The sequence below is a fragment of the Achromobacter sp. Marseille-Q0513 genome (genome assembly GCF_018195695.1).
Classification (GTDB): Bacteria; Pseudomonadota; Gammaproteobacteria; order Burkholderiales; family Burkholderiaceae_B; genus Achromobacter.
Map to the genome: position 1 here is coordinate 1 of NZ_JAGTJY010000055.1, position 22604 is coordinate 22604.

16 protein-coding genes and 1 pseudogene are annotated in these 22604 nt (G+C 67.5%); 6 read left to right on the top strand and 11 right to left on the bottom strand.

Going from position 1 to position 22604, the window contains the following annotated elements:
* Positions 1 to 206 precede the first annotated feature (206 nt).
* The 3 genes and pseudogenes from KDH83_RS13690 to KDH83_RS13700 form a co-directional block, all read left to right on the top strand.
* Positions 207 to 1049 (top strand): annotated as a pseudogene (locus tag KDH83_RS13690) (oligopeptide/dipeptide ABC transporter ATP-binding protein); the annotation flags it as partial.
* 44 nt (positions 1050 to 1093) lie between these two features.
* Entirely contained in the window at positions 1094 to 2545 is a 1452-nt protein-coding gene (locus KDH83_RS13695; RefSeq protein ID WP_212316558.1) for a D-aminoacylase, read from the top strand.
* 129 nt (positions 2546 to 2674) lie between these two features.
* Complete coding sequence (locus tag KDH83_RS13700; RefSeq protein ID WP_249205095.1) at positions 2675 to 3304, top strand: XRE family transcriptional regulator; 630 nt, start codon at positions 2675 to 2677, stop codon at positions 3302 to 3304.
* Positions 3305 to 3326: 22 nt separating this feature from the next.
* Here KDH83_RS13700 and KDH83_RS13705 read toward each other — a convergent pair whose 3' ends face one another.
* A complete protein-coding gene (locus KDH83_RS13705; protein WP_212316560.1) occupies positions 3327 to 4718 on the bottom strand; it encodes an RtcB family protein in 1392 nt (463 codons plus the stop codon).
* A 325-nt stretch (positions 4719 to 5043) separates the two neighbouring features.
* Between KDH83_RS13705 and KDH83_RS13710 the strand changes: the two genes are divergently transcribed.
* Both KDH83_RS13710 and KDH83_RS13715 read left to right on the top strand, forming a co-directional pair.
* The gene (locus tag KDH83_RS13710; protein WP_212316562.1) at positions 5044 to 6081 is read left to right on the top strand and encodes an aldo/keto reductase; all 1038 of its coding nucleotides are present in this window, start codon (positions 5044 to 5046) and stop codon (positions 6079 to 6081) included.
* 4 nt (positions 6082 to 6085) lie between these two features.
* Positions 6086 to 7348, top strand: a complete 1263-nt coding sequence (locus tag KDH83_RS13715; protein WP_212316565.1) for an acyl-CoA dehydrogenase family protein — start codon at positions 6086 to 6088, stop codon at positions 7346 to 7348.
* 162 nt (positions 7349 to 7510) lie between these two features.
* Here the strand turns inward: KDH83_RS13715 and KDH83_RS13720 are convergent, their stop codons facing one another.
* From KDH83_RS13720 to KDH83_RS13735, 4 genes are read right to left on the bottom strand one after another with little or no spacing between them, the layout of a single operon-like run.
* On the bottom strand, positions 7511 to 9244 hold the full coding sequence (locus KDH83_RS13720) for an ABC transporter ATP-binding protein (protein ID WP_212316567.1): 1734 nt from the start codon (positions 9242 to 9244) through the stop codon (positions 7511 to 7513).
* A complete protein-coding gene (locus KDH83_RS13725) occupies positions 9241 to 10155 on the bottom strand; it encodes an ABC transporter permease (protein WP_212316569.1) in 915 nt (304 codons plus the stop codon). Before KDH83_RS13725 ends, KDH83_RS13720 begins: the two co-directional genes overlap by 4 nt.
* Positions 10156 to 10188: 33 nt before the next feature.
* A complete protein-coding gene (locus KDH83_RS13730; RefSeq protein ID WP_212316571.1) occupies positions 10189 to 11190 on the bottom strand; it encodes an ABC transporter permease in 1002 nt (333 codons plus the stop codon).
* A gap of 16 nt (positions 11191 to 11206) precedes the next feature.
* Entirely contained in the window at positions 11207 to 12817 is a 1611-nt protein-coding gene (locus KDH83_RS13735; protein ID WP_212316573.1) for an ABC transporter substrate-binding protein, read from the bottom strand.
* Positions 12818 to 13058: 241 nt separating this feature from the next.
* On the opposite strand from KDH83_RS13735, the gene KDH83_RS13740 reads away from it, so the two are divergent.
* A complete protein-coding gene (locus KDH83_RS13740) occupies positions 13059 to 14243 on the top strand; it encodes an LLM class flavin-dependent oxidoreductase (RefSeq protein WP_212316575.1) in 1185 nt (394 codons plus the stop codon).
* On the opposite strand, the gene KDH83_RS13745 is transcribed toward KDH83_RS13740, so the two are convergent.
* The 6 genes from KDH83_RS13745 to KDH83_RS13770 form a co-directional block, all read right to left on the bottom strand.
* The gene (locus KDH83_RS13745; protein WP_212316586.1) at positions 14240 to 16381 is read right to left on the bottom strand and encodes a LamG-like jellyroll fold domain-containing protein; all 2142 of its coding nucleotides are present in this window, start codon (positions 16379 to 16381) and stop codon (positions 14240 to 14242) included. The two genes, KDH83_RS13740 and KDH83_RS13745, sit on opposite strands and share 4 nt — an antisense overlap.
* Positions 16382 to 16547: 166 nt before the next feature.
* A complete protein-coding gene (locus tag KDH83_RS13750; protein ID WP_212316588.1) occupies positions 16548 to 17810 on the bottom strand; it encodes an MFS transporter in 1263 nt (420 codons plus the stop codon).
* Between the two features lie 47 nt (positions 17811 to 17857).
* Entirely contained in the window at positions 17858 to 19348 is a 1491-nt protein-coding gene (locus tag KDH83_RS13755; RefSeq protein WP_249205096.1) for a methylenetetrahydrofolate reductase C-terminal domain-containing protein, read from the bottom strand.
* Between the two features lie 54 nt (positions 19349 to 19402).
* On the bottom strand, positions 19403 to 19912 hold the full coding sequence (locus KDH83_RS13760; protein WP_103272031.1) for a flavin reductase family protein: 510 nt from the start codon (positions 19910 to 19912) through the stop codon (positions 19403 to 19405).
* An 80-nt stretch (positions 19913 to 19992) separates the two neighbouring features.
* Positions 19993 to 21021, bottom strand: coding sequence for a methionine synthase (locus tag KDH83_RS13765; protein WP_212316599.1), 1029 nt, complete (start codon positions 21019 to 21021; stop codon positions 19993 to 19995).
* A 21-nt stretch (positions 21022 to 21042) separates the two neighbouring features.
* Complete coding sequence (locus tag KDH83_RS13770) at positions 21043 to 22032, bottom strand: DUF1852 domain-containing protein (RefSeq protein ID WP_212316600.1); 990 nt, start codon at positions 22030 to 22032, stop codon at positions 21043 to 21045.
* Between the last annotated feature and the right edge of the window lie 572 nt (positions 22033 to 22604).

The window sequence follows — 22604 nt, forward strand, 5'->3', positions numbered from 1 at the left end:
CGGCCTGCCTCACGCGGGGGCGGCGCGGCCCCGCCGGGGGGACGCGGTCGACGGCGCGCGCCACGCGTCCTCCTCTGACCGGGTGGTGTTTTTCCATGCCCCTGACCGGAAGCAGGGGCGGGGCGGAAATAGGAGGGTCCCTGGCAGGTTTCCTGGACGCTCCGCGCCCTGTCCGATGCTTGGCCCGGTGCGGCTTCGCGGGGCCGCGCGGCCAGACCTTGAGCCTGGTCGGCGAATCCGGCTGCGGCAAGTCCACCACCGGCAAGTGCCTGATCCGTCTGACCGATCCGACCGAGGGCCGCATCCTGCTCGAAGGCCAGGACCTGGCCGCGATGAACGGCGACCAGCTGCGCGCCATGCGCCGGCGCATGCAGTTCATCTTCCAGGATCCGTTCTCGTCGATGAACCCGCGCATGCGCGTGCGCGACATCATCGGCGAACCGCTGCGCAATTTCGGCCACGGCCGCGCCGCCATCCGCGAACGCGTGGCCGAGCTGCTGGCCCGCGTCAGCCTGCGGCCCGACGCCGCCGAGCGCTATCCGCACGAGTTCTCCGGCGGCCAGCGCCAGCGCATCGTGATCGCGCGCGCGCTGGCGCTGGAACCGGCGCTGATCGTCTGCGACGAGCCGGTGTCGGCGCTGGACGTGTCGGTGCAGGCGCAGGTCATCAACCTGCTGATGGACCTGCAGCGCGACCTGGGCCTGACCTATGTCTTCATCTCGCACGATCTGAGCGTGGTGCGCCACATCAGCCATCACGTCGCCGTCATGTACCTGGGCAGGATCGTCGAGACCGGTCCGCGCGATGCCGTCTTCAGCCGGCCGGCGCATCCGTACACGCGCGCGCTAATGGCCTCGGTGCCGTCGGCGCGCCAGGGCGAACGCCGGCCCGCGCAGGTGCTCAAGGGCGAGATCCCCAGCCCGCTGTCGCCGCCGTCCGGCTGCGCCTTCCGCACCCGCTGCCCGCAGGCCGCGCCGCGCTGCGCCGAGGAAACGCCGGCGCAGCGCGAGATCGCGCCGGGCCAGCAGGTGGCCTGTCATTTCGTCTGAACCCGCATCCGCATCACATATCGCCATTTCCGCCGGAGCCCGCCATGCCAGATACCCAACCCTATGACTACATCCTCGCCGGCGGCACCGTCATCGACGGCAGCAACACGCCCGGCGTCAAGGCCGACGTGGGCGTGCGCGGCGACCGCGTGGCCGCCGTGGGCGACCTGAGCGGCGCGGCCGCGCGCGAACGCGTCGACGTGTCCGGCCTGGTGGTCGCGCCCGGCTTCATCGACTCGCACACGCACGACGACAACTACCTGCTGCGCCGGCGCGACATGACGCCCAAGATCTCGCAGGGCGTGACCACCGTGGTCACCGGCAACTGCGGCATCAGCTTGGCGCCGCTGGCGCATCCCGCGCCGCCGGCGCCGCTGGACCTGCTGGACGAGGGCGGCTCGTACAAGTTCACCCGCTTCGCCGACTACCTGGACGCGCTGCGCGCCACGCCCGCCGCCGTCAATGCCGCCTGCATGGTCGGCCACTCGACGCTGCGCGCCGCCGTCATGCCGGACCTGCATCGCCCGGCCACGCCGACCGAGATCGACGCCATGCGCGCGCTGGCCGAGGAGGCGATGGCCAGCGGCGCCATCGGCGTATCCACCGGCACCTTCTACCCGCCCGCCGCCCACGCCACCACCGAGGAGATCATCGAGGTCTGCCGGCCGCTGGCCACGCACGGCGGCATCTACGCCACCCATATGCGCGACGAGGGCGAGCACATCGTGCCGGCGCTGGAAGAGACCTTCCGCATCGGCCGCGAGCTGGACGTGCCCGTGGTGATCTCGCACCACAAGCTGGCCGGCCAGCCCAACTTCGGCCGCTCCACGGAAACGCTGGCGCTGATCGAGCGAGCCATGGCCGCGCAGGACGTGTCGCTGGACGCCTATCCCTACGTGGCCGGCTCCACCATGCTCAAGAAAGACCGTGTGCTGCTGGCCGGCCGCGTCGTCATCACCTGGTGCAAGCCCTTCCCCGAACTGACCGGGCGCGAGCTGGACGAGGTGGCGGCCGAGCGCGGCAAGTCCAAGTACGACTTGGTCGACGAACTGCAGCCCGCCGGCGCCATCTATTTCATGATGGACGAGGGCGACGTGCAGCGCATCCTGTCCTTCCCGCCCACCATGATCGGCTCCGACGGCCTGCCGCATGACGAGCGGCCGCATCCGCGCCTGTGGGGCACCTTCCCGCGCGTGCTGGGCCATTACTCGCGCGACCTGGGCCTGTTTCCGCTGGAGACCGCCGTCTGGAAGATGACCGGCCTGACCGCCGCCAAGTTCGGCCTGGCCGGACGCGGCCAGGTCCAGCCCGGCTGCTACGCCGACCTGACGGTGTTCGACCCGGCCCGCATCGCCGATTCCGCCTCGTTCGAGCGCCCCACCGAACGCGCGGCCGGCATCCATTCGGTGTACGTCAACGGCGCGCCGGTCTGGCGCGAGCAGGCCTTCACCGGCCAGCATCCGGGCCGCGTGCTGGGCCGGGGCCCCGAGGCGTAAACGAAGGCCGCCGCCCTCTCCACGGGCGGCGAGCGCCGGAGACCGAACCCCGCGACGCTACAATCCGCCTACACGCGGCAGGGCCTGCGGGCCCGGCCGCCCCAAAGAACCTGATACGCCCAACCGCCCATGGCAGCTGCCAAATCCGCTCCCCCCGCCATCGTAGGCAAGGAAGAAATGGGCGCCCGCCTGCGCGCCGAGCGCAAGGCCCAGAAGATGACCCTGCAGGCGCTGTCGCGCGCCTCCGGCATCGCGGTGTCCACGCTGTCCAAGGCCGAACTCGGCCAGATCGCGCTCAGCTACGAGAAGTTCGCCGCCCTGGCGCGCGCGCTGCGCATCGACATGACGCGCCTGTTCATGCCCGGCGATGCCTCGCCGGCGCAGGTCCCGCCCACCTACGTCAAGAACAGCCTGATCGAGGCGCGCGACTACATCACGCCCAACTATCACCACCGCCTGCTCATGGGCGAGTACCCGGGCAAGAAGATGATCCCGATCTGGGCCACCATCACCTCGCGCGAAGTGGTGGAGTTCGAGGACTACATCCGCCACCCCGGCCAGGAATTCGTGCTGGTGCTGGCCGGCAAGGTCCGCATCCAGTTCGAGAACGGCGACAGCGTGGTGCTGGGCAAGCTCGAATCGGCCTACTTCGACAGCGGCATCGGCCACGTGTACCTGACCCTGAGCAAGCAGCCCGCCGAGGTGCTGGCGGTGTGCAGCGACGTGGAAGAGATACCGACGCGCAAGCGGCCGCTGTAGGCCGCCGCGCCTTCCTCTCAGCTCATGCCTTGAACGTCACCCAGGGACGCAGCCGCGCGACGGATCGGATCAGTCCCGCCTGCTCCTGCGCTTCCAGCACGGGCCCGATCGGCTTGTAGGCCTGCGGCGCTTCCTCGATCCTGCGCTCTTCGCGCAGGGTCACGCACTGCCAGGTGCCCGGCGCGGTTTCCTGCTTCATGCGGCGCACGGCCTGCCGCCGCACGCTGCGGCCCGCGCCGTGGCTGCATGACCAGAGCCAGTCGGCATTGCCCAGGCCGCTGGCCACGAAGCTGAAGTCGCCCATGGAGCCGGGAATCAGCGCCAGGTCGCCCGCGCGCGCCGGCGTCGCGCCCTTGCGATGGATGTTCAGCCCCTGCTCGCGCAGCACCACGTTGTGCGGCACGTCGACCACCAGGCGCGCGCGCAGGCCGCCGACGGCGGCCTCCATTTCCTGCCTGACCATCTCGCCCAGCACCATGCGATTGGCCCAGGCATATCGGGCCGCCGTGCCCATGGCGGTCAGGTACTCGTCCGCCAATTCGCCGGCCAACCCGTAGAGCTTGCTGTCCGGATGCTTCAGGCCCTTGGGCCAGGCGGCGCGCGCGCGATCCATCCAGCGGCTGCCGACGTGAAAACCCACGTCGCGCGAGCCGGTGTGGATCATCACGACCACCTCGCCCTTGACCAGCCCCGCCGCGTAGGCGGCGTGCCGATCCAGGATCTCGTCGACGATCTGCAACTCGACGAAGTGATTGCCGCCGCCGGGCGTGCCCAGGCCGAGATCGCGGATCGTCTCGCGGCTGCCCACCATGCCTTCCGGCGCGTAGCGGGCCGCGCCGCCGAAATCGGCCAGGCTCACGCACTGCGCGAGTTCGGCCTGCAGCTGATCGCGGTCCGCGCGCGCCCACAGGCCCTCGGACGACAGCCGCTCGATGAAGGCCTGCGGACCGTCATCGAACAGGGCGCGGAACGCGCGGCCGGGGACCGGCACGTTGCGGCCGTTCTCCAGCAGCACGCGAGTCAGTCCGCGCAGCAGTTCCGGCTTGCGCGCCTCGACGGCCGCCTGCTTCAGGCCGGTGGTCAGCAGGCGCATGCCGCAATTGATGTCCGTGCCAATGGCGGCGGGGATGACGAATTCGGCGTCCGTGGCCACGATGGTGCCCACCGGCGCCACGCTGCCCGGATGGAAGTCGGGCGTGGCGCAGGCCTTGCACACGCCATGGTGCGCGTCGGACGAGCGCACCGAGGCGAAGGCCAATAGCTGGTCCACGGCCTTTTCTTCCAGCGGAAGGGCCTCGGGAAGCAGGACGGACGCCTGCGCGTGTTGATTGCTGAGGTGGTACGCGCCATGCCGGCGTTCCACCAGGATGCCCTGACGTTTCAGGGCGGATTGAAGTCGGGAAATGTTCTTCACTTTCGCTGCTACCTTGCAGGTACACACATGCCTCCGTGTTCCGGAAGGCTCTGGTACCCCCAGCAGCAGCGCCAGGAGGAAGCCGCAATTCTAAGACCCGATGGCGGCATTGCTCAAGAAACGGATGCGCGGCTGTTGTATTTCCCGCAGTGGCCGCGGCGGCGACGCTCGCGCGGCAACGCTCGCGGGGAAACGGCCACATGCGCCGGGTTGGTTGCTAATGAGCAGATTGCTAATGAGCACTCGGTCTTTGACGCGCGCGGCCTCGCTGCCTAGCCTCGAGGGGTTGCGCACATCACGTCAAAATCCTTCCCGACCTGAGAACATGAGCTATCGCTACCTGGGCCGCAGCGGCCTGAAAGTCTCCCGCCTGGCATTGGGCACCATGATGTTCGGCGGCCCCACGGACGAACCCACCTCCCACGAGATCATCGCGCGGGCCAAGGCCCGGGGCGTCAACTTCATCGACACCGCCGACGTCTACCAGAAGGGCCGCACCGAGGAAGTCGTGGGCCGCGCCATCCGGCACGACCGCGACGACTGGGTGCTGGCCACCAAGTTCGCCAACCCGCTGGGCGAGGGCCCCAACGACCGGGGCACATCCCGCAAGTGGATCATCCAGGCCGTGGAAGGCAGCCTGCGCCGGCTGGGCACCGATTACCTCGACATCCTGTACTTCCACCGCGCCGACTTCAACGCCCCGCTGGGCGAAGCCGTGCGCGCCATCGGCGACCTGGTCCGCGCCGGCAAGCTGCGCTATTTCGGCGTGTCGAATTTCCGTGGGTGGCGCATCGCCGAAGCGGCGCACCTGGCCGACGCCGAAGGCATCGACCGGCCCGTGGCCAGCCAGCCGCTGTACAACCTGGTCAACCGCAGCGCCGAGGCCGAGCAGCTTCCGGCGGCGGCGGCCTATGGCGTGGGCGTGGTGTCCTACAGCCCGCTGGCGCGCGGCGTGCTCACGGCCAAGTACGAGCCCGACCAGCCGCCGGCCGCAGGCACGCGCGCGGCGCGCCAGGACAGGCGGCTGCTGGAAACGGAGTGGCGTCCGGAATCGCTGCGCATCGCCCGCCGCATCCGCGACTACCTCGACACCAAGGGCATCGACCCCGTGCAGTTCGCGCTGGGCTGGGTGCTCAACAACCGGCTGGTGACCAGCGCCATCGCCGGCCCGCGCACCATCGAGCAATGGGAGTCCTACGCCAAGGCGCTCGACTACGCCTTCACCGCCGAGGACGAGGCGCTGGTGGACAGCCTGGTGGCGGCGGGCCATCCGTCCACGCCCGGCTTCACCGATCCCGGACACCCGGTGGAAGGCCGCGTGCCTTACGCCACACCGGCCACACGCGCCGCAACGGAGGAATGACAGCATGACCGCGACATCGACGACAGACCGCCCCTCGGCCAGTGCGCAGGACAGAACGCCTGGCCGCCCCGCCTGGCGCCGCGACGATATCCTCGCCAGCCTGCCGGGCCAGGCCGAGGCCCTGCTCGCCGGCGCCGTGGCGCGCGAACGCGAGCGGCGCCTGCCCTTCGACGCCTTCGACGCCGTGCGCGCGTCGGGCCTGGGCGCGCTGCTGGTGCCGGCCGAGCATGGCGGGCCGGACGGCACGCTGGAGGATGTGGCCGAGGCCATCATCACGCTGGCCGCCGCCGACTCCAACGTGCCGCACGCGCTGCGCCTGCACTACAACGTGTCGGCGCTGTGGCGCGTGCTGCCGGCCGACGAACACGTGCGGCAGCAATTCGGCCGCATCCTGGCCGGCAAGCTGTTCGGCGGCGCCTCGACGGAACAGGGCACGCCCAAACCCGGCCTCATCACCACGCGGCTGACGCGCCAGGACGGCCACTACCGCCTGAACGGCCGCAAGTACTACTCGACGGGCACGCTGTACGCCGACTACGCCTACATCGCCGCCATCGACGAGCAGGACCAGCCCGTCACCGTGATCCTGCCGCTGGACCGACCGGGCCTGGAAATCGTCGATGACTGGGACGGCTTCGGCCAGCGCCTGACGGCCAGCGGCAGCCTGCTGCTGCACGATGCGCGCGTCGAGGAATCCGAACTGCAGCGCGTGTCCCTGCGCGAACTGGGACTGCCCAGCCATCACATTTCCGCCTGGCGCCAGCTGGTGCTGGTGGCGACGGCCGCCGGCATCGTGCGGGCGCTGGTGCGGGAAACCCAGGACTACGTGCGCAGCAAGGGCCGCGCGGCCCTGCACAGCAGCGCGGACGCGGCCCGCGACGATCCCTTCATCCAGCAGGCCATCGGCGATATCGCGGCGCACAGCCATGCCATCGACGCGCTGGTGCGCGACACGGCCCGCGAGCTGGAGCGCGGCGCGCAAGCCATCCGGCGGCGCGCGCCCGACGCCCAGGCCATCGTGCTGCAGGGCGGGCTGGCCACGGCCAAGACGCAGCTCATCGTCAGCAAGCTCGCGCTGCACGCAGGCCAGCAGCTGTTCGAGGCGGGCGGCGCGTCGGCCACCTCGTCCGCCTTGCAGCTGGACCGGCACTGGCGCAACCTGCGCACGATCTTCAGCCACAACCCGCTGAGCCACAAGGCGCGCGTGCTGGGCGACTATCACCTGAACGGCACGACCACCGAGTTCGAGCAGGGACGGGTGTTCTGAACGGCCGCGAGACGGCGCAGGCAATGCGCCGTCCGCGTGGCTGACAAAGCAAAATGGCGCCTCGCGGCGCCATTTTTCATTGCCGGGCCGCCCCAAGATGAAAAGCGCCCCCCTCGGGGGGGCAGCAAGCGCACGTAGTGCGCGCGGCGTGGGGGATATTTTTCATGCCGCGCGCGCGCTGCGCGGCGGCGGTTCCTGCACGCCCCGCCGCAAGCCCGGCCTGGGCGCGGCGGCGATCAGCGCCTGGGTATAGGGATGGCGCGGCGCGCGCCAGATCTCGCCCGGCAGCCCTTCCTCCACGATCCTGCCCTGGTGCATGACGATGACGCGATCCGACAGATAGCGCACCACCGACAGGTCGTGCGAGATGAACAGATACGACAGGCCGAAGTCCTGCTTCAGGTCCACCAGCAGGTTCAGGATCTGCGCCTGGATGGATACGTCCAGCGCCGACACCGGCTCGTCCAGCACCACCAGGTCCGGACGCAGGATCAGCGCGCGGGCGATGCCGATGCGCTGGCGCTGTCCGCCGGAGAACTCGTGCGGGTAGCGGCCGGCGGCCGAGGCCGGCAGCCCGACCCGGTCCAGCATGGCGGCGATGCGCGCGCGCCGGACGTGGCGATCGCGTTCGCCATGCAGCGCCAGCGCTGCGTCCAGCGTGTCGTACACGCTGCGCCGGGGATTGAGCGAGGCATACGGATCCTGGAACACCATCTGGATGCGCCGGCGCCACGGCCGCACCTGGCGCGGCCGCAGGGACGCCAGATCCACGCCGTCCAGCACGATGCGGCCGGACGCCGGGTCGGTCAGCCTGAGCAGCGTGCGCGACAGCGTGGACTTGCCGCAGCCGGACTCGCCCACCAGCCCCAGCGTCTCGCCGCGCGCGATATCGAACGATACGTCGTCCACCGCATGCAGCAGGTCCCCGTCGCGCCGGCGGTACGTCGTGCGCAGGGACTGCACCGACAGCAGCGTGGGGCCGCGCGGCGCGGGCGTGTGGACCCGGACGGAATCCTGCGCCTGCCGTCCAGCCGCGCCGCCATGCGCGCGGCGGACCTCGGGCAGGCGCGCGCTGCTGTAGTGCAGCGCCTTGCCCCCGTGCAGCGAAGCGCCCAGCAGGCCCTGCGTGTACGCATGGCGCGGCCGCTCCAGCAGTTCCACGGCGGACGCCTCTTCGACTTTCTCGCCGTCCAGCATGACCAGCACCCGGTCCGCCCATTGCGACACCACGCCCAGGTCGTGCGTGATGAGCAAAAGGCCCATGGACAGATCCCGGCGCAGCTCGTCCAGCAACTCCAGGATGCGCGCCTGCACGCTGACATCCAGCGCCGTGGTCGGCTCGTCGGCGATCAGCAGCCGGGGCTGGCAGGCGACGGCCATGGCGATCATGACGCGCTGGCGCTGGCCGCCGGACAGGTTGTGCGGGTAGTCCTCGATGCGGCGCTGCGGCTCCGGGATCTTCACCAGCGCCAGCATCTCCACCGCCCGCCGATGCGCGGCTTCGCGCGACAGGCCCTGGTGCAAGCGCAACGACTCGACGATCTGCGCGCCCACGGTATGCACCGGATTGAGCGAGGTCATCGGTTCCTGGAAGATCATCGAGATCTCGCCGCCCCGGATCGCGCGCAGCTGCGGCAGCGGCAGGCGCACCAGGTCCTGCCCGCGAAAACGGACTTCCCCGGCGATCCGAGCCTCCGGCGCCAGCAGGCGCAGCAGGGCCAGCGCGGTGGTTGATTTGCCGCAGCCCGATTCGCCCACCAGCGCCAGCGTCTCGCCCTGGCCCAGCGTGAAATCCAGCTGCTTGACGGCGTGATGGCCGCCGTCGCGGCCACGGAACCGGACGTCCAGGCCGCGCACGTCCAGCAGCGCGGGCGGGGAATGGGGTACATGGGTCATGCGCGGCCTCTCAAGCGCGGATTGAAGGCGTCGTTGATGCCGTCGCCCACCAGATTGAGCGACAGCACGGTCAGGATGATGGCGACGCCGGGCGCGGCCGCCAGATACCAGGCGGTGCGCAGATGCTCGCGCCCTTCGCCGATCATGCTGCCCCAGCTGACCACGTTCGGATCGCCCATGCCCAGGAAGGACAGGGCCGACTCCATCAGGATCGCGGTGGCCACCAGCACCGAGCTCGTCACCACCACCGGCGGCAGGGCATTGGGCAGGATCTCGCGGAAGATGATCCAGGCGTCGCCGAAGCCCTGGCTGCGCGCGGCCTGCACGAACTCCGCCTCGCGCAGCGCGCGGAACTCGGCGCGCACCAGCCGCGCGATCACGGGCCAGGACGCCGCGCCGATGGCCAGCACGATCATGCGCGCGGAGGGCTGGCCGATGGCCACGATGACGATGACCAGCAGAAAAGTCGGGATGGTCTGCACCAGCTCGGTCAGGCGCACCAGCACATCGTCCAGCCAGCCGCCGAAATAACCGGCTGCCGCGCCGACCAGCACGCCTATGCCCAGGCTGATGCCGGCCGCCGCCGCGCCCACCGCCAGCGACACGCGCGCGCCGTGCGCCAGCCCCGCGGCCACGTCGCGGCCGAGCGAATCGCTGCCCAGGAAGAAGGCGGCGTCCTGCCCGGGGCCGAGCAGCGGCTGCGCGACCATGTCCAGAGGATCGCCCGGGAACAGCACGCCGGCGAACAGCGCCGACAAGGCCACGGCCGCGAGCAGCAGCATGCCCGCCAGGGCGGAGGGATTGCGCAGGAAAGCGCGCCAGGCCGACGCGCGCGCCGCCAGGCCGGGCGCATCGTCCGCCTGGCCGGGCGCGGGCTTGCGCGCCGGATTCAACAAGGCTTTCAAGGTCATGGCCAGCCGGCCCTCCTGTGCGGGGTCATTGGGTCAGCGCAGCCGGATGCGCGGGTCCAGCCAGGCCTGCAGCAGGTCCACCAGCATGTTGGCCACGATCACCAGCAGCGAGGACAGGAACAGGATGCCCAGCAGCACGGCGTAGTCGCGCGCCAGCACCGATTCCAGTGCCAGCCGTCCCAGGCCGGGCCAGCTGAACACGGTCTCGATCACGGTCGCGCCGCCCAGCAGCGCGCCGAAGTGCATGCCCGCCACCGTCGTGACCGGGATCAGCGCGTTGCGCAGCACATGCCGGAACGTGACCGCGCCCGGCCCCAGGCCCTTGGACTCGGCGGTGCGCACATAGTCCTGGCGGCTGACCTCCAGCATGGACGCGCGCGTCAGGCGCGCGAAGATCGCGATGAAGAAGCCGGACGTGGCCAGCGCCGGCAGGACCAGATGGCGCGCGCCGTCGACGAACGCGGCCCAGCCCGACAGGCCCGCGCCTATCGTATGGTTGCCGCCGGTGGGCAGCCAGCCCAGCTTGACCGAGAACAGCACGATGGCCATCAGCCCCAGCCAGAACGCGGGCGTGGAATACAACAGCAGCGCGACGACGGACAGCAGCCGGTCCTGCCACTTGCCGGCCCGCGCCGACATCAGCACGCCCAGCAACACGCCGGCGGCGACGGCGATGCCCAGCGCCGTGCCCATCAGCAGCAGCGTGTTGCCCAGCCGATCCAGGATCAGCTGCGCCACCGGCGCGTTGTGGCGCGGCGACATGCCCAGGTCGAACTGCGCGATGCCAGTCAGGTAGCGCCACAGCCGTTCCAGCATCGGCAGGTCCAGCCCGAAGTGGCGCCGCAGCTGCGCCATGCCTTCCTCGGTGGCGCTGCCGGATTCGGCGGCGATCACGTCCGCCGCGTCGCCGGGCACCAGCTCCAGCAGGACGAAGTTCAACGCCACGATGCCGATCACCGTGGGCAAGGCCTGCCAGGCGTTGCGCCGCAGGACGCCGGCGATGCGGGCCAGGCCATGGCGGCGAAAGACGCTCATGTCATGCGCCCCTGGCTCAGGATCCGGCGAAGTACACGTCGGCGAAATTGCCGCGCGTGCCTTCGGCGCTCGTGTCCCAGTCCTTCACCTTGCGGCCTACGATGGTGACGTTGGGATTGGCGCCCAGCTCGATGGACGCGGCGTCATCGTGCACCGCGCGCTGAAACTCGACGAACAGCTGGCGGCGCCGCGCTTCGTCCGGCTCCACCGCGGCCGCCTCCAGCAGACGGTCTACCTCGGGGTTCTGGTAGTGCGAGGCGTTGGAGAAGGGCAGTCCGATCTTGAAATTGCGCGACCAGAACACCCGCTGCACGCCAATGGTGGGATCGAAAGTGTTGGTCAGGTTCTCCAGCGTGATATCGAAGGCCCTGTCCGTGTACACGCGCGTCACGTAGGTGGCGAAGTCCAGGCTTTCCAGCTCGGCGTCCAGGCCGATGCGCAGCAGCGCCTGGCGCACGAACTCGGCCGCGCGGCGATCCTGGAACGGGTTGTAGAGCAGCCGGACCTTGAAGCGCTTGCCATCCGTCTTGCGCGGATAGCCGGCGCCGTCTAGCGCCGCCTCGGCCGCCTTCACGTCATAGGGATAGTGCCGGATCTGGTCGTCGTGAAAGCGTGTCAAGGCCTTGCCGATGGGGCTGGCCGACACCACCCCGCGCCCGTACCACACGGTACGCGCGAAGACCTCGACGTTCAGCGACTGGGCCACCGCCTGGCGCACCTCACGCTTGCGGAACGGCTCGGAATCGAAGTTGAAATAGATCTGCTGGTGATCGCCCACATAAGGCCATGGCGTCACGTCCACCACGACGTGCTTCAGCTTCTCGAAGCGGTCGATGTCCGACAGCGCGATGGACTTGTTCGCCAGCTGCGCTTCGCCGGACTCCAGCGCCGCCGCGCGCGCGGCGGCCTCCGGAATGAATCGGGCGACCGCGACATCCAGGTAGGGCTTGGGCGCGTTCCAATAGTTCGGATTGCGCTCCAGCCGCACATGGCTGCCACGCACCCATTCCTTGAAGATGAACGGCCCGGTGCCCACCGGACTGTTATTGCGCGGATTGGTGGCCACGTCCTTGCCCTCGTACAGATGCTTGGGCACGATCGGCGATTCCGAGGCCGACAGCGCCGTCAGCAGGTAGGGCGCGGGCTTTTCCAGCTTGAGCACCAGCGTGTGGTCGTCCGGCGTCTCGATGGCGCCGACGTTGGCGAAGGTCACGCGTCCGCGCGGATGCACGGCCTTGATGGTGGCGATGGAATAGGCCGCGTCGGCGGCCGTGAAGGGCTGGCCGTCGTGCCACTTGACGCCCTGGCGCAGCGTGAACTCATAGCGCAGGCCATCGGCCGACACCTGCCAGCCAGTGGCGAGCTGGGCGATGGGCTTGAGCTCCCGGTCATAGGCGAGCAACCCTTCGATCACCTTGGGCCCGAGTTCCGTGCTGCCGCCGGCCGAGGTGGTCAGCGGCACGAACGCGGCCGGCTCCTGCGGAATGATCCAGGTGAGCGTGCCACCGCGCGGCGGCGTCGCCTGGCTCCAGGCCGGTGACGCCAGCGTCGCCGCGCCGATCAGCGCCAGAAGGCCCAGCAGCCGGGCCAGCCCGCGCGGGTGCGTATTTTCTCGGATGCTCTGCATTGCTTGCGTTCCACCAATCTACGGAAAGCGTCGATATTAGAAAGACCCTCGCGCCATCGCTACGACTGATGAATCATGAGCAAATACCCGCATCCTGACGCGCCCGACCGACCCGATGGCGCCGTGGCGCGCGCCGCCACGCCTATGGAAATGGCGCCTTAGCAAATGGAAATTGGTTCTTTGACGCGCCTTTCGCCGCTTGCCGACAATGCAGGATTCCCCCAGCCCTGGCGCACGTTCCATGAGCACACTACTCGCGGCCGATCCGGCCGCCGGCATCGAGCATCATCCATCTCCCGCCGATCTGCCCGGCAGTCCGTTCGCACAGGCGCTGCGCCAGCCCATCCTGCTCGGCCTGTTCCTGCCGATCCAGGCGGGCGGCTGGAGCGCCTCCACGCTGGAGCGGACCACCGACTGGCGCTGGGAGTACAACCGCGACCTGGTGCTGAAGGCCGAAGCGCTGGGCTTCGACCTGGTGTTCGCGCTGTCGCAATGGCTGCCCAAGGGCGGCTATGGCGGCGTGTTCGACGGCAACGCGCTGGACTCGTTCCAGACCACCGCCGCGCTCACCTCCATCACCCGCCGCATCCTGCTGATCTCGACGATCCACGTGCTCTACGGCCCGCTGCACCCGCTGCATCTGGCCAAGTGGGGCGCGACGCTGGACCATATCTCCGGCGGCCGCTGGGGCATCAACGTGGTCACGGGCCACCGGGAAGTCGAGCACCGCGCCTTCGGCACGGAACAGATCGAGCACGACCGACGCTACGAACTGGCCTCGGAATTCGTCGACGTGCTGCAACGGCTGTGGCGCGAGGACGAACCGCTGTCCTTCAGCGGCCGCTCGTCATGGAAACTGCAGGATGCCTATGTCACGCCCAAGCCGCGCTACGCGCGGCCGCTGCTGGTCAGCGCCACCGGCTCGGACGCGGGCATCGCCTACGCGGCGCGCCATTCGGACGTGGTCTTCATCACCAGCCCGGGCGCGTCGGACTTCACCAGCGCGATCGAGGTCCTGCCCGCCCATGCCGAACGCGTGAAGGCGGCGGCGCGCGGCGTCGGCCGGCGCGTGCGCACGCTGCTCAATCCCATGGTGATCAGCCGCGAGACCGAGAGCGAGACGCGCGCCTACTACGAGGCCATCGTCGCCAGGCAGGATTTCCGCACGCCCGACGGCTTCCAGAGCCTGAAGAGCGATGCCCATGCCTGGCGCGGCCGGGAGGGCGTGGACCCGCCCAGCCGCCGCGCCATCGGCGGCAATATCGAAGTGGTGGGCACGCCCGAACAGATCGTCGAACAGTTTGTGCGGCTCAGGCAGGCCGGCATCGACGGCCTGCAGCTGAGCTTCTTCGATTTCAAGCCGGACCTGGAGTTCTTCGGCGACAGGATTCTGCCGCTGATGAAACAGGCCGGCTTGCGGACTTAGGCGCGGCGCGCCGTCAGCCACTGCGCCGGCTTGAGCGCCTTGCCCACGATACGGATCTCGCCGATGCTGCCGAAGAAGCCGTCGGCCCGCTGGCCGTCCCACGAGCCCGCGCCGATGATCCAGGGCATGTTGGCCGCCAGCGCGGCCAGGCCAGGCGCGTTGCTGGCGTTGCGCAGCACCGGCGCGCCCTCGATGTACAGCACGGTTTCATGCGTGACCTCGTCGTTGACGATGGCCACGTGCATCCACTTGTCGGCGATGATCTCGCCGGACCAGTTGGTCTTGGCGCCGCGCGTGCCCGAGACTTCGGGCACGACTTCCCACTGGACTTCGCGCAGGCTGGACAGCGCGAACAGCAGCGGCGGCGATTCCGGGTCGCCGTCCGAGAAGCCGGCCAGGCTGCCGCGCTTGCCGTCGCGCGTCATGACGTTCATCCACGCGTGCTTCTGCGCCGTCCAGTCCTTGTCGATCTTGAGGAAGGCCTCGACGGTATAGCCCGACGGCACCGTCTCCGGATTGATCGGCGCGGCCACGTCGGTCGTGAAATAGCTCATGCGGGCCGTGTTCTTGTCCGTGTTCAGGAAGCGCACCGAACCGGGCGCGGCCGACAGGTAGTGATGGTCGCCCGACCACACCAGGTCGGCTTCCTGCGCCCCGGCCACGCCATCGATGTTCAGCGGCGCGCGGCGGATCGGGTTCGCGCCGGTCACGTCGGCCACGGTCTCGCCCACCTTCACGGGCTGCCCGGCCACGCCGCCGAAGAAGCGCCAGTGCGCCAGCGTGTTGGCGACCTTGGGATAGTCCTCGGCGTCGACCGCCGGCTTCTGCACGATCGTGGCGGGGTCGGTGTAGTTCGCCAGGATCAGCGCGCGCGCCTGCTCGACCAGCGAGCCGCGCGTGGCGGCGCCCGCCTTGAAGGTCTTGTTGAAGCCCGAGAAGCGCTGGGCGAAGTCCATCTTGATGGTGAACTGCTCGTTCGGCGCCGTCAGCACCGCCTGGTCGAAGGCGTTCAGCGTTTCCTTGGGCTTTTGCGGCACCCAGGGCGAGAAGGACAGGACCTTGATCTCGTTGTGGGTCAGGTCGAATTCGTACAGGCGCATCAGGCCGTTGCCGCCCTGGTAGGCCATCTGGTAGTCGACCACCATTTCCTCGACGGGATTGCCGAAGTCGTTGGTCTTCGTCAGCCGCGCCGCGCCGTGGTAGTGGCCGTTGAGCGTCATGAAGATCTGGTCGTTCTTGCGGATCAGCTTTTCCCACAGCATCTTGCCGTAGGGCACTTCCAGCGGGGAGACGCCGTCCTTGTCGATGTTCAGCAGCTGGTGATTGACCAGGATGACGGGCAGCGTGGGATTGGCGCGGATGACCAGGTTGGCCCATTCCAGCGCCGCGTCCGACACGCGCCACGACAGCGAAAGCACCATGAACTTCTGTCCCTCGGCTTCGAACACATGGTATTCGTGGAAGCCGCTGGCATCGCGGCCGCCGAACGTGGCCTGCTGCTTCGCGCGGTCGCGGCCGAAGTTCTTCAGATAGGGTTCGAGCGCCCGGTCCCGCAGCTCGTCGGTTTCCTTCCCGTTCTTCTGGCTGCTCTCGTCCACATAGTCGCGATCCATGATCACGTCATGGTTGCCCGCCAGGATGGAGTAGGGCACCTTGGCGTCCTCCAGCACCTTCATCGCGGCGCTGGCCACCTTCCACTGGTCCGGCTTGCCCTGCTGGTCGACCACGTCGCCCAGGTGCGCCAGGAACGGGATGTTCAAGGCGGCGGCATGCTGCGCCACCCAGCGAGTCTGGGCCTGGAACGGCTCGCTGCCGTACTTGCGCATGAACTGCTGGTTCTCGGCATCGGTGGCGTAGCGCGAGTAGAACTGCGTGTCCGGCAGCACCGCCAGGGCGAAGGTCGACGCAAGCGCGGGCTGCGGCTGCGGTTGCGGCTTGGCCGGGACCGCATCGTCGTCATCGTCGCTGCTGCTGTTGCAGCCGGCCAGCAACAGGCTGCCGCCGATGGGCAGCAAGGTCGCGCCGATGCCGGCGCGCAGCAGGCTGCGCCGCGTAGTGTTGAGCGCGATGGGCAGGTCGGCGCTTTGCTGCGCGGTGATGACAGGGGTCTGGGATGGGGTCTTGCTGCCGTGCTTCATGAATGCAACCTGAAAAAGCTAGGCAGTCTAGGCAGGACGAATGACGTAGCCATGACGATGGCGATACTGCGGACGGGAAGCGACAGCCCGCGCTGTCAGGCCACGGACTTATTCACATGTTATGGAAACGTGCGGCGCCTGGAGACGGCAACGCCGCGCCGTCTCCTCAAGGCCGGCCGCGCGTCAGCCGATAGGTCCGGAATGCCGGCGTGACAGCGGCCACGGCAAGATTGCATCCGACCAGGCCCAGCATCATCCACAGCGCGGCATCGATGCCCGAGGCCGCGATCAGGCTGCCCGCGACATACGGGAATCCGAAGGCGCCGGCGAAATAGCCCAGGGTGAACACCTGCGACGCGGCGGGAATGGAGATGCCCAGGCCATCGGCCAGATTGACCGCCATGGCGTTGAGCGTGGAATAGGTCAGGCCATACCCCGTGGCGAACAGGATGGTGGCGGCGACATAGAGCGGCGCGCTGCCTGCGTTCACGGCCAGCAGCAGGATGCCGCACAGCGTGATCGCGAACAAGGACAGGGCCAGGCGCCCCAGCGGCAGCTTGCCGATCCATGAGGCGACCGTGAAGCGCAGCAGCACGGTAGTGATGGTGAAGGTCAGGAAGAACGTGTCGGCGCTCAGCCCCCGGGATTGCGCATAGAGGCTTTGGAAGGTCGACAGCCCCGCGAAGGTGCAGGCGGCGATGCCCATCAGCGCGACCGGCAGCACGGTCTTCGCGCGCAGCACGCAGGCCACGGCGGACAGCGACAGCGCCACCGTCTTGAGCTCCAGCTGCGGCTGGCGGGCAAGGCTGCGCCGCAGCAGCCAGGCAACGCCCGCCGCGATCGCACAGCACGCGGCATAGGCCGCGAAAGCGGCGGACGCCCTGCCGGACTGCCGCGCCAGGAAATGACCGAGCGGCGCGGCCAGCCCCATGCCCAGCATCTGCGATCCCGACAGCAGGGTCAGCGCCTCCAGGCGCGCCTTCGGTTTCAGGCAATGGATCAGCAGAATGGGCGCCAGCATGTAGAACACGGCCCACCCCAGGCCCAGCAGCAGGCCGCCCGCGTAGGCCATCGGCAAGCCTCCGGCGTCCAGCAGCGCGAAACAGGCCATCGCCATGGCCATCGCGCCTGCCGCGCAGGCAATCAAGGGCAGGATGCCCATGCGCTCGGCCCAGCGTCCGGCGAAGACCGAGCCGACCAGCGTCGCCACGATACCGATGCCGATGACGGTGCCGGCGCGGGATGCCTCATGGCCGGCCGCGACCAGCGCATCCGCCAGCAGGAAACTCGCGCCGTAGGCCAGCGCCAGCGACATGGCGGCCAGCAGGTAAGGCAGCAGGATGCGCAGCGGCAGCCTGTCCGCCAACTGCGTTGCCGCATCCTGGGGCGCTACGAAATGACGGGTCGCGAAACGGGACGATGCGTTCATGGATGGCGGCGCAGCGGGAGGATCGTCGGGGAGCCGCCATTATCCCCCTACGGCGGCGACTCCGGCGAGCCGCGAGCCGACGGCCGGACGCGCGTCTCCTCGCGTATCTGCATGAACCATGCGGGCCAGGAGCTGCGGTGCCTGTCAGACGCTTCGATGCAAGGAATCAGCGCCTGTTCCAGCACGGGCAATTGATCGGCCGATTTGGCGATCCGGTATTTGACGCTGTGCACGCACTCCCGGTCGTCGAATTCGCAACGATTGAGCCGGGTGCCGCCACAGGGGCCGTTCGCCAGGCCCTTGGGACAGGTCTCGGGACATACGTAAAGCGTCTCCTGCAGGCGGCAGCTGCCGCAGGTATCGCAGCCGACCAGCGGTCGCTTGACCATGCGTTCGACGGCATGCAGCGCATGCGCCGCCACGGCGGTCTGCCAGATCGGCCGCGTCATGCTCCAGCCCAAGGCTTTGCTGAGCCATCCCCTGCGGCTGAAGAACTGGCGATGCATCGTCGAGAACAGCGCGTAGCGCAGGCGTTCCCGGCGGGTGGCGGTGACGTCGGAGCGTCCCAGTTCCCATGCGCCGTCATCGGGGGTGAAACATACCTGCGGCGCCCCCGGCATCCGCCAGCTGGCATGCCATTGTTCGAGCCATTCGGCCAGCGAAGTGACCTGATCCCGCAGCGCGACAAGCGCCTGCTCCAGCAACAGCAATTCGTCCAGCGTGTGCACCCCGGACACATGCGCGCCGGCATAGCCCATCAACCGCAAGCCCACCATCTGCAGGGCCAGGCGCTCGATACTGCGTCTGGCCGCAAAGGCCTGGGATACGTCCCGCTCCCTGGCCAACAGCTCGCGCATGGTGTCGGTGATGACAACGCCGGGCACGGCCTGCAGCGCGGCGGCGCGCTTGTCGGTCAAGCTCATGACGCAGGCCAGCATGGGTTTCATGCTGTGCTGCACGCGCATCCAGGCCTGGGCCTCGACATGCTTGGCGGCGTCGAAACCCAGCTGCAGGGTCAGGAAATCCGCGCCTGCCAGCAGCTTCTTCCGCGCCTTCAGATACTGTGCGCCGCCTTCTTCCTCGCGGTACTTGAACGGGTTCAACGCCGCGCCCAGCAGCCAGTCCGGGCCGTGCTCGCGGGCTATCTGCAGCGCGGACACCGACTCCAGATAGCGCACGGCCGCCCTGCCCGGATCGTGGCCCGGCAGGCGGTCCCCGCTGAGCAGCAGCAATTGATTCAGGCCACGGGTCCTCATCTCCGCCATCTGGCGCAGCAGATCCGCGCGCTCGCGATCCTTGCCGGAAAAATGCAGCAGGGATGCCGCCGGATCGCCCAACGCGCCCGCGCCTTCCAGCGGACTCAGATCGGAGTGCGCGCCGACGCGATCGGCGTAGGCCGGCAGCAAGGGCCAGCCCGCCAGATGCCCGCGTTGCACGATCTGCCCGAGCGCCGCCAGGCGCGCGGGGGACTGCTGGGGGATGATCTCCAGCACGCAGACAAAGCGTCCGTCGTCCAGCGCCTGCTTCAATGCGCTCAAGACGGCTCGATACCTGGCAACGCCAATACGGATGGGACGGCGGCAGTCAAACGCTCAAGCCTCGCAGTGCGCGGCGATGTTGCGGTACTGCCCTTTGAAATACAGCAATGGCTGCGTGGCGGCGGTTTGCTGCAGGTTCAGCGCCTTCACCTCGCCGATGACGATCACGTGATCGCCGGCGGCGTGTTCGGCGTAGATGTCGCAATCCAGCCAGTGCAGGCTGCCGGCGATGAGCGGATTGCCCAGCGGCGATTCACGCCATTCGATGCCGTGCCACTTGTCCGTGCCGCGACGGGCGAACTGATTGGAAATATCGACCTGCTCGTCCGACAGGATATTGACCGCGAATCGGCCTGCCTGGCGGATCTTGGGATAGCTGGCCGAACCGGACATCACGCTGAATGACACCAGCGGCGGGTTCATCGACACGCTGTAGAACGACTGGCAGGTGAAACCCACCGGCTCGCCCGCGATGTGCGATGTGACCACCGTGATGCCGGACGCGTAGTGTCCGAGCGCTTCGCGAAAGCGCAATGGTTCGATGGCGGTGCTGGGGAGTGACATGGTAGCTACGAAATACGAGGGACTGCTCGACGGCGAGCCTGCCGCCGCAAACGCATGCGGCGGCGGGCTTCGCCCCAGGCTTAGTTCGAGAGTTCCTGGCGGACGATTTCCGCGCCGGCGCTCAGCGCGCTCAGCTTGCCGCGCGCGACGGCGCGGGGCAGGGGCGCCATGCCGCAGTTGGTGCAGGGATAGAGCTTGTCGGCATCCACGAACTGCAGCGCCTTGCGCAGGGTATTGGCGACTTCCTCGGGCGTTTCGATGGTGTTGGTGGCCACGTCGATGGCCCCGACCATCACCTTCTTGCCGCGAATCAGCTCGATGAGATCCATCGGCACGCGGGAATTCTGGCATTCCAGCGAGACGATATCGATGCTGGACTTCTGCAGCTTGGGGAAGGCCTCTTCATACTGGCGCCATTCGGAGCCCAGCGTCTTCTTCCAGTCCGTGTTGGCCTTGATGCCGTAGCCATAGCAGATGTGGACGGCCGTCTCGCACTTCAGGCCTTCGATGGCCCGTTCCAGCGTGGCCACGCCCCAGTCATTCACCTCGTCGAAGAAGACGTTGAACGCGGGCTCGTCGAACTGGATGATGTCGACGCCGGCCGCTTCCAGCTCCCTGGCTTCCTGATTCAGGATCTTGGCAAATTCCCAGGCCAGCTTTTCGCGGCTCTTGTAGTGATCGTCATACAGCGTATCGATCATGGTCATGGGACCGGGCAGGGCCCATTTGATCGGCTGCTTGGTCTGCTGGCGCAGGAACTTGGCATCCTCGACGAAGACCGGCTTGCGACGCGCCACGGCGCCGACGACCGACGGCACGCTGGCGTCATAGCGATCGCGGATCCGCACCGTCTTGCGGTTCTCGAAATCAACGCCGTCCAGGTGCTCGATGAAGGTGGTCACGAAGTGCTGGCGCGTCTGCTCGCCATCGCTGACGATGTCGATGCCCGCGTGTTGCTGTTCCTGCAGGGACAGGCGCAGCGCGTCTTGCTTGCCCTCGAGCAAGCCCTCGTCCTGCAGTTTCCAGGGCGACCAGAGCGTCTCGGGTTGCGCCAGCCATGAGGGTTTCGGCAGGCTGCCGGCGGTGGAAGTGGGGAGCAGTTTTTTCACGATGAATGACCTGGTAGCTTTTTATTGATCAAAACGGGCGGTGGCGGACCACTGCGCAAGAACCGATTGGTAGGGCTTGATGAAGTGTTCTTCGACAAACCGTCCCTGCTCGACGGCCAGCCGGCTGCGTTCCTCTCGGTCATAGACGATGCGGGTCAGCGAATAATCCTGGTGCTTCAGGCTGGGCTGATAGGATTTCCCCGCCGCGGAGTTCGCGTTGTAGATCTCGGGCCGATAGATCTTCTGGAAGGTATCCATCGTGCTGATGGTGCCGATCAGCTCGAGATTGGTGTAGTCGCCCAGCAGATCGCCCGTGAAATAAAAGGCCAGGGGCGCGGCGCTGTTCGGCGGCATGAAATAGCGAACCTTCATGCCCATTTTCTTGAAATACTCGTCGGTCAGCGAATATTCATCCTGCAGGTATTCAACGCCCAGCACCGGATGCTGGTTTTCGGTCCGGTGATAGACCTTGCTGCTGGAAACACTCAGGCAGATGACGGGCGGCTTCTTGAAATATTCCTTGTAAGTGCTGGAATTCACGAAGAACTTGAAAAGATTGCCATGCAGGTCGCCGAAATCTTCCGGCGTGCTGAACTTGGCCTGATCCTTGTTGTGCTCCAGCAGCAGGACGCTGAAGTCATAATCCCGCACGTAGGAGGAAAAATTATTCCCCACGATGCCGTCGATGCGCTCGCCGGTTTTGCGGTCGACGATATTGGTCTTCAATATCTCGATCAGGGGAAGGGCATTGCCGCTGGTTTCCCCATCGATATTCAGCTCGACAGAGATGATTTCAAGTTCGACGCCATAGCGGTCGCCCTTGGGGTTGTCCCAATGCGCCAGGGCATTGAAACGATTGTTTATCATGCTGAAGGTGTTGCGCAGGTTCTCCTGGCGGCTTGTCCCTCTGGCCAGATTGGCGAAATTGGTGGTGATGCGCGTATTATCCGAGGGACGATAATCCTCATCGAAATTAATACTCTTGATGGAAAACGTGAAATCTTTGCTCATTGCTATCTGGCGCCCAGAACCCTGAAATAAAACCCGCTTGCTGCCACAATGCTTGCCAGTATTATTTTTGATTCTCTTGACCTGGCAGCCTTGACATCCTCGGAATCAGGGCCGAATTCTATGCTGCGCTGCGCACAAATAAAAATGAAATGATTTCAAAACACCATTAGCCAGACTCATAGTCTGTATAAATGAGTTGGCCTCATAATATTATTAGTCAAACTCATATTGACGCACCGGGTGATTTGGCCGCGACAATTGGCGTACTGAGGGTCCGCATTGCGCGGGCATCGCAGGCGCAGGCCTTCCTGTCGATCGACATGGTGATGTCCTGATCACAGGTCGACGCCCGGTAGCGCCCGTTTCGCACTACGCTCCATACGCGGCGGAAATCAGTAAGCCCCCTGGCCTGCTTGCGTTTCCAAGCCACGGGATCAGCGGTTCTTTTGCTTGGCAAGCGCTAGCGCGCTGTCCCGTAGATGCACCCGCACGAACGCCACCCCTAGCCGCCATGGCGTCGTTGCGAGTCCTCGCGACGCCTACGAGGATCGTTACAGTTCGCGCCCAGCCCT